We start from the raw sequence: 3,155 nt of genomic DNA, 5'->3' as shown, positions 1-3,155 counted from the left end.
GACGGACCGCAAAGCTCTGGAAGTCAAGGCTTAGAGCGCCTGGGACGTTCGGTGATCTCTACCCGTTTAACTTCATGGGATCACGGTTCAGGCTCATAGCGAACCAGCAAACTCCCGCCGGTCTCCCCTGCCGGTGGGAGTGTGTCGTTTGAAGCGCAATAACATGTCGCATTGCAAGGAAACACGGACCGAATAGCTGTGTCTCGATGGTTCGGGAATGCTGTTGGTGGGTGATAGTCTGGCAGTACGCGGTACAGTCGTGTTCAAATTTCTGAATATTGACAACAAAATTGCTTTATACTTGATAAAATTATTAATTAATAGCCTTGTTTATTTGAAATTGTACTTTAAATAATTTCGAATATACTGAATATTTGAAATTATATGTCTTGAAATTATATGAAATGGTCGCTTTTTTTATATGGATAAATTTTAATTTACTGCGTGATGTGCCCGGGGGCCGACACATTGAGTCGGAATAAGGCGGGAGTAAGATCATGGCAGAAATTGAAGAAGACTACATTGAATTCAGCGGCTCATTCACAGCGGAAGGGTGGGGAATCCCTGTCTCCGACGTTTGGCTGGTCGGAAGTGACAATAGTGACGACACGTTGATCGTCCACGGGATTTATTTAACGTTTGGCTCGGAATCAGGGACTGACAGAGTCGAAATCTATTATTGGGGGGGCGACGGATACGACACGCTGGATTATGCGGATGGCCGAATCGACGAGGGTATATCAGCCACTTGGTACGATGGCGGTTTCGGGGGCGATGCCGGTTTCCGGGTCTATGGCGGAAACTACCACGACAGCTCCATCGACCGGGTTACGACCTACGCTTATGACATAGAAGAAATCTCGGGCACGAAATATGGCGATAGCATCAGCGCGTCCGGTGCCGATTGGGGCATGGTCCTGGATGGGGAAGGGGGCGATGACACCCTGACCGGTAGTGGTCACGACGATGAGCTGATTGGCGGCGACGGCAGCGACACGCTCTATGGCAATGGCGGGAATGATGCACTCTATGCCGGTGACGGATCTGATGCGCTTTATGGGGGCAGTGGCGATGACGTACTCTACCTTGAGGCCGAACCGGGGACCGACATAACCACTGCCGACGGGGGAACTGGCAGCGATGTGTTTGTGATTGCCTATGACACCAGCCCAACCGAAGTCGAAGGCAGTGCCGATAGCTGGGACTCCTGGGCCGAGAACAAGGGCGTAACTGCCGGGGTCTCGACGGCCTGGAGCCTTGCCAAGGAGTTTGCCGGGGTTTCCGGTCCGTTCGGAATTCTGGCTTCTTCGGCCGTCGATTTCGGCATCTCTTCGCTCTATATGGCTTTGGCTGGCTCCAATGACGCGACCGCAGGAAGTCTGACAAGTTCGGTCGATGGTTATGTGGACATTCAGGATTTTGATCCCTGGAGCGACATGATCGTCATTCCGGTGGATACGGATTATTCCACCGCCTACACGTTGTCGGATGCTTATAATATTTCGGGTGCCACGCTGGAATTAAGCCTTGCAAGCAATACATTCGGATATATTGGTCTGGATGATGATGAATTGTTCAGTGACAGTGTTTCCGAAAGTTCGAAAGGTGCAATACTAACGAGCGTATACAAGAACTCATTGTATATTTATAAGGATGACAGTGGAAATGTCTCGGCGAAATATGTCAATGGATATGATCTGTCTTCCGACTTAAGTAGCGCTCAACTGGAAGAACTTGGCAGTTACGTCGATAATGGCAGCGGCGCGTGGTTGCTCGGAAACTACGGCCCAAGTGTCGTTTTTGGTGGCACCAGTGACTCCTATGTCATTGGAAACGATCATACCAATATCATGTATGCCGGAGATTTCACCGATCTCGATAATGATGGATACAATGATTACTTCGACCGTACCGCCCAGGCCTACATGTATGCGGGCGACGGGGATGATTTCGTCTATGGCGCGCAAGGAGACGATCAGCTGTTCGGCCAAGAGGGTGACGACTGGCTCCTCGGCCATACCGGAGACGACAAGATTTACGGAGGGGACGGTTCGGACACCGCCTCTTACATGACGGTCGATGAGTCTTCCAGTTTGGGCATCATGGTGGATCTTGGTGATGTTCAGAACGACAATTCCGGAGGGGATGACTACGTCATTGCCTATCGGCACGATGGCAGCAGCTCGTACAAGCAGTCAAACTATACCGTTGCAGAAGATGAGCTCTACTCGGTCGAAAACATTCAGGGCTCCGACTACAACGATTACCTTGTCGGGAATGATTCTGACAATGTTCTCGGAGGCGGTGGAGGTGATAACAACACGCTGATTGGCGGCGGTGGCAACGACACTTTCATCAGTGGTGAGGGCAGTAGCGAGATTTATGGAGGTTCCGGGACAGACACGGTCGACTATTCGTCGTCAACAACGAGTGTAAGCGGGACAACCATAAATTGGGACTACATCACGCACTCTGGCGGGACAGATACTTTTGTCAATGCCGATGGCGGTGTCGAAACTGTCATTGGATCAGACTATGACGACGATATTACAGGGCATTGGACTGGCAACACTCTTTATGGCGAAGGTGGCAATGATGTTCTGTATGCGGGCGGCTCCAACCAGAACAATACCCTTTATGGCGGAGTAGGCGAGGATACTCTCGTCGGAAACGGTGGGAGTGATACACTTTATGGCGGAGACGACGACGACACCTTGATCGGCGGAGACGGCGATGACACGATTGCTGGCGGTGACGGTTTCGACCGGTTTGAGTTTGATGGTGACGATGGGACCAATATTATTACCGACTTTGGGGAGGGTAGCTATTACCATGAAGACTACCACACCTTAATTGGTGATACGGTAGCCTTTGAAGGGGATGTCGAGGTGACGACGGAAACGATTGGGTCGGACACCTACATTTATAGCGGAAATACGACAGTAATACTTGATGGGTTCACTGGGTCAGTTACTGCGTCGCTTTTCGCTTATGACAGTACAACAGGTATGACCGAGTATAATGGCGACACAGTCATTTGTACTTATATGCATGAAATCGGCGAGATCCCCAGCGACATCTATCAATGGGATGCCTACTATGGCCGGACGGTTCTCGGTGTTACCGTTCAGCGCGGTTACCACGCGTGGGCGATC

Annotated in this window: 1 pseudogene; it reads left to right on the top strand. The window is 50.8% G+C overall.

What is annotated here, in order from left to right:
* Nucleotides 1-497: 497 nt before the first annotated feature.
* Nucleotides 498-3,155: pseudogene (locus tag E1297_RS03325) on the top strand (hypothetical protein); the annotation flags it as partial.

Source organism: Roseibium sp. RKSG952, assembly GCF_009711355.1.
Note: the sequence above shows the minus strand (reverse complement) of the source record. Positions and strands in the feature narration are given on the sequence as shown.